This is a genomic window from Rhizobacter sp. P3_B12 (genome assembly GCF_056402895.1).
In genome coordinates this window covers 1-7,496 of sequence record NZ_JBFUGN010000230.1, presented here as the reverse complement: position 1 = coordinate 7,496, position 7,496 = coordinate 1, and the positions used below count along the sequence as shown (strand labels likewise).

6 protein-coding genes and 1 pseudogene are annotated in these 7,496 nt (G+C 68.7%); 4 read left to right on the top strand and 3 right to left on the bottom strand.

Going from position 1 to position 7,496, the window contains the following annotated elements:
- Both AC1D01_RS14325 and AC1D01_RS14320 read right to left on the bottom strand, forming a co-directional pair.
- Window positions 1-402: LysE family translocator (locus AC1D01_RS14325; protein ID WP_477867282.1), on the bottom strand; the 402-nt coding region annotated here is incomplete at its 3' end.
- A gap of 27 nt (window positions 403-429) precedes the next feature.
- Window positions 430-1,359, bottom strand: coding sequence for a DMT family transporter (locus AC1D01_RS14320; RefSeq protein WP_477867280.1), 930 nt, complete (start codon window positions 1,357-1,359; stop codon window positions 430-432).
- A gap of 116 nt (window positions 1,360-1,475) precedes the next feature.
- Between AC1D01_RS14320 and AC1D01_RS14315 the strand changes: the two genes are divergently transcribed.
- Window positions 1,476-2,384: a LysR family transcriptional regulator gene (locus tag AC1D01_RS14315; protein WP_477867278.1), complete on the top strand. Its 909-nt coding sequence runs from the start codon at window positions 1,476-1,478 to the stop codon at window positions 2,382-2,384.
- On the top strand, window positions 2,381-2,830 hold the full coding sequence (locus AC1D01_RS14310) for a GNAT family N-acetyltransferase (protein WP_477867276.1): 450 nt from the start codon (window positions 2,381-2,383) through the stop codon (window positions 2,828-2,830). The genes AC1D01_RS14315 and AC1D01_RS14310 overlap by 4 nt, the downstream gene beginning before the upstream one ends.
- 10 nt (window positions 2,831-2,840) lie before the next feature.
- Here the strand turns inward: AC1D01_RS14310 and AC1D01_RS14305 are convergent, their stop codons facing one another.
- A complete protein-coding gene (locus tag AC1D01_RS14305; protein WP_477867274.1) occupies window positions 2,841-3,953 on the bottom strand; it encodes an ABC transporter substrate-binding protein in 1,113 nt (370 codons plus the stop codon).
- Between the two features lie 315 nt (window positions 3,954-4,268).
- Between AC1D01_RS14305 and AC1D01_RS14300 the strand changes: the two genes are divergently transcribed.
- Window positions 4,269-6,752: an RHS repeat domain-containing protein gene (locus AC1D01_RS14300; RefSeq protein WP_477867272.1), complete on the top strand. Its 2,484-nt coding sequence runs from the start codon at window positions 4,269-4,271 to the stop codon at window positions 6,750-6,752.
- 14 nt (window positions 6,753-6,766) lie between these two features.
- A pseudogene (locus tag AC1D01_RS14295) lies at window positions 6,767-7,496 on the top strand (RHS repeat domain-containing protein); the annotation flags it as partial.

The following is a 7,496-nucleotide window of genomic DNA, read 5'->3' as shown; positions in this document are numbered from 1 at the left end:
GCCGTAGACGATCGCCGTCTTCGGGTTGCTGAGCTGGGTGGCCAGCCCGCGCCACAGCGAGCGCCCGAACTGCCGGGGCTCGTCCGCGCCGCCGGACTGCAGCGTCAGCGGTTCGCGCGCGCCCCGGAAGATCAGGAAGCCGAGGTAGCAGAGGTAGAGCCCGCCGCCGAGCTTCAGCGCGAAATACAGCGTGGGCACCGCCATCAGCACGGTCTGCAGCCCGAGCAAGGCCATCGTGGCGAACGCCATGCCGCCGAGGCCCATGCCGAGGGCCGCCGCGACGCCCTGCGAGCGCGAGCCGGCGACGGACATGCGCGCCACCATCACGAAACTGGGCCCCGGGCTGACGACGCCGACGGACAGCGCGGCGACGATGCCCACGAGGGCGATGAGTTCCTGCACGATTCGATCTCCTGTTTCTCTGCCGCGTCACGGCCTGCGGTTGGTCAGCATCACGCCGAGCACGCTGAGCGTACCGCCGATCACCATCGACGCGGTGATGGATTCGCCGAGCAGCAGCGCCGCGAGCGCGACGCCGAACACCGGCACCAGGTTGTTGAACACCACCGTGCGCGACGGGCCGATGGCCTTCACGCCTTCGCCATACCAGACGAAGCCGAGCACCGTGCCGAATGCGCCGAGGTAGACGACGGCCGCCCAGACGGGCCACGCCACCTGCCGCCATGCGACATCGGCCAGTTCACCGGCCGATCCGAGCAGCAGGAACGACAGGCCCCACAGCGCGGCCCAGGTCGTCGCGACCAGCGGGCTCAGCCCGGCGAACGCGATGCGGCCGATCACCGTGTAGGCGGCCCAGCTCAGCACCGCGCCGAACATCAGCAGCTCGCCGTTGCCGATCGATCGGCTGATGTCGTGCAACGCCGCCAACGGGCTGCCGCGCGTGATCACGACGACGGCGCCGGTCAGCGCCAACGCGATGCCCCACCACTGCAGCGGCCGCAGGCGCTCGCGGAACACGAGGCTGGCAGCCACCGCCGTCACGACCGGGTTCAGCGCGACGAACAGCGCGGTGCGGCCGGCCGGCATGCGCGCCAGCGCCGAGAAGAAGCACAGGCTGTAGAGAAAGATGCCGGTGAGCCCGAGGCCCGCGGTGGCCACGCATTGGCGCCAGCTCAGCCGCGTCAGGCCCCCGGCCGAACGCCAGGCCAGCGGCAGCAACAGCAACACCGCGACGCCGAAGCGCAACACGGCCGCCACGGCCGGCGGCATCGCCTGCGCGAGTTCCTTGCCGGCGATGAAGGTGCCGCCCCAGAACAGCGCAACCATCACGAGCTTGGCGTAGACGATGCCGAGGTTCGGTTGGCCCCACGGGGGCGAAGCGGCGATGGTGGCGGTCATGGAGGCGGTGGATCGTGGTTCGGCGCCGAATGCTAGGTTTCATGGGATGTCATGGTCAAATGAGCGAACGCTCATACCTTGCGCACGGCCGACCACGACCCTCTCATGACGCTCCCATGACGTTCACCCAACTGGAAATCTTCGCGCTCGTCGCCGAGCTCGGCGGCTTCACCGCCGCGGCCTCGCGCCTCGGGATCGGCCAGTCGGCCGCCTCGCATGCGCTGAAGGCGCTCGAGAACGAACTGCGCGTCTCGCTGATCTCGCGGCATCCGACGGCGCTGAAGCCGACCGAGATCGGCCAGCAGGTGCTGCTGCGCGCCCGCGAAATCCTGAACCTGGCCGAGGCCCTGAAGCAGGAAGCCGCCGCGGTGGGCGGGCTGAGCCAGGGCGTGCTGCGCATCGGCTCGTTCGGGCCGACCTCGTCGGTGCGGCTGCTGCCCGGCATCCTGGCCGCGTTCCGCAGCGGCTTTCCGGGCATCGAGGTCTACGTCGACGAAGGCGAAGACAGCGCGGTGGCGCGCTGGATCCTCGAAGGCCGCGTCGACGTCGGCTTCGTGGTGCTGCCCGACGAGCGCTTCGATACCACGCCGCTGCTGGTCGACGAGCTGATGGCGCTGGTGCCCGCGGCCCATCCGCTGTCGAAGGCGCGCAGCATCGCGCCGGCCGATCTGATCGGCCTGCCCTTCATCCTGACGCAGGCAGGCAGCTCCTCGCTGGTCGAGAGCCGATTCAGCGCGCTGGGCCTGCACCCCGACATCCGCTACCGCGTCTCGCAGATGATCACGATCCTGTCGATGGTCGACCGCGGCGAAGGCGTTTCCATCGTCGCCGAGCACGCCCTGCCCGAGCGGCTCGAGACGCACTACCCGGGCATCGTGGCGCGACCGCTGCGGCCGGTCGCCCGCCGGCAGATCGGCCTGGCGGTGCGCAGCTTGCGGCAGGCCTCACCGGCCGCCCGGGAGTTCCTGAAGATCGCGGCGCGTGTGTGCCGCCCGAAGCCTGCCACGAAGAAGGCCACTGCATGACCGCCCCTGAACGAAGCTGGACGATCCGGGAGACCCGTCCTGGCGATGCAGCCCGGATCGCAGCGCACCGCTACCACCGCGGCGAGCCGCAATCCGACATCGATGCCTATGTCCATTGGCTTGCGCCGCGCATCGAGCGTGGCACCTATGTCGGCTTCGTCGCCGAGCTGGCCGGCCAGCCGATCGCCGGGGCCGGCGCCGTGCTGCTCGACTGGGGGCCGATACGCGGCGAGCCCAGTGGCACCCGGGCGCGCCTCGTCAACGTGTTCACCGAGACGGCGCACCGCCGCCAGGGCCTTGCCCGCACCTTGCTCGAGCGGGTGATGGCCTCGTGCGATGCGCGAGGCATCCGCGTGTTCAACCTGGCGGCGTCGAGTGACGGCGCGCCGCTGTACCGCGCGCTCGGCTTCGTGCCGTATGAAGGCGAGATGATCCTGCGGCGCTGAGCAGACCGCGTCAGCGGCGCAGCCRCCCGCTCGCGTCGACGATCGACAGGTCGACGAAATCGAGCCCGGTGTGGTCGGCCGGGCTGTAGTTGATGCGCATGCCGCCGAGGTCGTAGGCCGACATGCCATTCAGCGCCGTCAGCACCGACGTGCGGTTCGGCGCACGGCCGGCGCGGCGGATCGCCTCGACCAGCACCTTCGCGTCGGCAAAACCCTCGACGAGCGCTGGTGTGATGTTCTCCACGTGCGCTGCCTTCGCGAACTCGAGCACCTCCTTGATCAGCGGCGACGCAATGGCCCGCTCGTTCGGGAACACCTGCGCGATGATCGTGCCGTGCGCGTTGGACGCCATCAGGTCGATGAAGCCCTTCGAGGCGTTGTTCGACAGCGTGACGATCTGCGACTGCAGCCCTGCCGCGCGGATCAGCGCGGTGCCGCCGGCCACGGCCTGCGCCGAGCCGACGAACAGGATCGCCTGCGGCTCGACCTTCTTCAGCGCATCGACCGTCGGCCCGAACTCGGGCTTCTGCTGGTTGAACTGGCCGGCGAACACCGGCGTGATGTGGCCGGCCTCGAAGCCGGCGCGCGCACCGGCCATCGCATCGAGCCCCGACGAATCCTCCGGGTACACGACGGCGATGCGGCTCACGCCGACGCTCATCAGGTGCTCGATCGCGCGCTGGGCTTCGCGCGACGACGAGGCGCGCACGTTGAACACATAGGGCTGCACAGGCTTGCGCAGCACGGCGGCGCCGGTGAGCGGCGCGACCAGCGCGATCTTCGACTGCTCCAGCACCGGCAGCATCGCCTGCGTCTGCGGCGTGCCACGGCTGAGGAACAGCGCGACCACCTTCGGATCGGCCGCCAGCGTCTTCGCGTTCTTCGCGGCGAGCGGCGGCTGGAACTGGTCGTCGAGCGACACCAGCTCGAGGCGCTGGCCGTCGATGCCGCCGCGGGCATTGATCGTGTCGAAGTAGAGGGCGGCGCCGGCCGTCATGTCGCGCACCCCGRCTGCGACCGGGCCGGTGAAGCCGGCGGTCTGGCCGATGCGGATCTGGCCTTGTGCCGGCGCAAGCGCCACCAGGCTGGCGACGATCGCCAGCAGACTCTTCCATGCGTGCATTCGAATTCCCTTGTTGGTGTGGAATGGCGTCCACTTGTCGTACAAGTCTAGTGATCGATGTCACGGTCCCGGTTGAGGCGTCTGAAAATTCGACGGCAAGAAGTCACGATTTTCGGCGGCTGRCTGTAAGCACGCAAAGGCAAACAACTGTCAACTGCGCGCCCCGGTGCTGCCTTCGATGCCGGACACGTCTTGTTGCCTCCCCGGCTTTCGCGTGTAATCCGCCGGCCGCGCGCTTGAGCAGTCACTCAAGAAGCAGTTCCTCAAGAGAACAAGCGACGCGGCACGTACCCGTCGACCGAGGAGGAGTTGCCTGTGAAGAGCAAGAGAGCCGCAGTGCGCTGCGGAGTTGCGTCGCGCCATGCGCGCTGCACGGTACTGACGCTGCTGCTCGCGCAGGCAGCCGGCCAGAGCCTCGCGGCACCGCCACAGAGCGTCCCGCGGTATCGGGCGCACTACACCACCGCCTTCGAGCCCTGGTTCGCATCGGTTCCCGCGGCCGTGGCCGACCTGGTCCAGCGGCTGTCGCAGTGGAACGGAACCGTCTGTTCAAACGCTATCTCGTCGCCCGACCAGTACACGATGCGCACCTGCACGTATCTGGACGATGACCCGATCGCCAGGACGTTTCGAATGAAGCAGGTCGTGGAGTCGCACTGGCCGCCCAGCGGCGTGTACCGCGAGGAGAACATCCTGGGCGGCACCTTCGAGACCGACAGTGCCGCGTTGATCGACCGCTACCACGGCACCCCGCGCAGCTGCGCGCCTGTGCTGAGGCAAGGCAAGCCGATCTACCCGATCACCGGTGCCAAGGGCCTGACGGAAGACCTGGGCATGGCCCCGATCGGCGGCCGGCGACTGATGGCCGTGTACGACACCCGCGCGAACCAGCCAAGCAACGATGGCCGGCTGCTTTTCTCGGCGCTCGCCTCGCCCTCGTTCGGCCGGCTGTGGTCCACCAACCTGCACAAGCGCGCTGCCCTGCAGCTCGACTCCGGCAACGTGGTGCGCGGCCTGCAGGTCTCGCGCGGGGACGGCAGCTGGATCAGCTTCCGGCGCGATGCCGCGGGCAACTACACGCCCGATGCCGACATCACCGACCGGCTGCTGCCGATCGCGGACGGCTGGCGCTACCTCGACATGGCCGCCCGCACCGAAGAGACCTACGACAGCGCCGGCCGCTTACTGAGCGTGGCCGCCATCGATGGCAATCGCCTGACCTACACCTATAGCGACGCGAGCACGCCGGCGAGCATCGCGCCGCAGGCGGACCTGCTGCTCACGGTGACGGACCACAACGGGCGCGGCGTGCAGTTCCAGTACGAGCAGCCCGCGGGCGCGGGCGTGCCGCGCATCCGCCAGATCACGAGCGATGCCGGCACCACCCTCATCGCGTTCGATGCCGCGGGCAACCTGAGCGGCATCACCACGCCGGACGGCAAGACCCGGCAGTACCTGTACGAGCGCGGCGACCTGCCGTGGGCGGTGACCGGCATCGTCGATGAGGGCGCAGCTCGCCTGGCCACCTACGGCTACGACGCCGAGGGACGCGCGATCGACACGCAATGGGCCGGCGGTGCGTACCGCCACAGCGCCAGCTACGTGACGGCGCCAAGCTGGCGCATCACCCAGACCTACGATGCCTCGCTCAACGTGATCTGGCGCGATCACAACTGGGTGGCTCCCACAGGCCTGAGCGTGACCGGGCCCGAGGGGGCCGTGAGCGAGATCAGCACCACCGAGATCAACGGCAAGCCGTATCTCACCGGGCGCAGCCAGCCGGCCGGCGCGGGGTGCTCGGCGAGCACAAGCAGCCAGGCGTTCGATGCAAGCGGCAACCTGAGCCGGCGCGACGATTTCAACGGCACCAGGAGCTGCTTCTCGAACGACCTGCAGCGTGGGTTGGTGCTGACGGCGGTGGAAGGCTTGGCGCAGGCGCAGAGCTGCGAGGCGGTGGTGCAAGCCAGCGCGAGCCTGCCCGCGCTGAGCCGCAAGACGAGCACCGAATGGCACCCGGATTGGCCGCTGCAGACGAGGCTGGCCGAGCCGGGGCAGATCACGACCAACGTCTACAACGGCCAGCCCGATCCGTTCAACGGCAATGCCCTCGCGAGCTGCGAGCCGGGGACGGCGCTGTTGCCGGACGGCAAGCCGATCGCGGTGCTGTGCAAGCAGGCGGTGCAGGCGACGCCCGATGCGGATGGCCACCTCGGGTTCGGGGCCACGCTGCAGGCCGGTGCCATCACGCGCTTGTCCACCTGGACCTACAACGAGTCCGGGCAGGTGCTGACGACCAGGAGTACACGAGGCAGCGTCACGGTGACGACGAGCTCCACCTACTTTGCCGACACGAACGCTGATCACACGAAGGGCGACCTGCAGTCGACCACCAATGGTGCCAGCGAAACGATCACCTATGAGCGCTACAACAAGGCCGGCCAGGTGCTGCAGAGCACCGACTCCGATGGCGTGGTCACCGTGAACACCTACGACCTGCGTCAGCACTTGCTGACCACGACGACGGGCGGTGAGACGACCACGTACACCTACGACCCGGTCGGCCAGCTCACCCGGGTGACCCAGCACGACGGCAGCTGGATCGCCTACGAGTACGACGACGCCCACCGGCAGAAGGCGGTGGCGGACGACAGCGGCAACCGCATCGAGTACGCGCTCGACACCGCCGGCAACTCGACCGACCTGACGGTCAAGGACCCGACCGGCAGCTTGAAGCGGAACGTGGCGCGTGTGATGGACGCGCTGGGCCGCGCGCAGCGCAACACGGGGCGGGGGGAGTGAGCATGAGAACCACGATGAAGCCGTTGATCGGCGCCACCGTCCTGTTCGTCGCGGCCATCGTGCGAGCGCAAGGGCTGCCACCGCCGCCGGTCTCGCCGGCCCCGGTGACGGCGTACGAATACGACGCTCAGGGCAACCGCACCAAGATCATCCGAGATCCAGGAGGCCTGAACCTGGAGACCAAGCTCAGCTACGACCCGCTGTACCGGGTGAAGGACCACACCGATCCGAAGAGCGGCAAGACGAGCTTCGAGTACGACGGCGGAGATCGAACCACCAAGGTCACCGACCCGAGGAACCTCGTCACGCAGTACCCGCGCGACGGCTTCGGCAACGCGATCCAGCTGATCAGCCCGGACACCGGCACGGCCAGCCAGACCTACAACGAGATTGGCAACCTGACGACGCGTACCGATAGCCGCGGCGTGCTGGAAACGTACTCCTATGACGGAGCCGATCGGTTGACGCAACTGGTCTACAGCCAGAGCGGCCAGCCCAGCTTAGCGGTCAGCTGGACCTACAGCCTGAAGGGGCCGGACTACGCGTACAGCGTCGGCCGACTCAGCCGCAGCGATCACCCGAACGGCTGGTCGCGCTTCAAGTACGACCCGCGGGGGCGGGTCACCGAGGCGGTGCAGTCGGTGAGTCCAGCCACCGGGGCGAACAGCGCGACCATCGTCAGCACCACCCGCTACGGCTACACGCTCGGCCGCCTGACCAGCATCACCTACCCGTCGGGCCGCA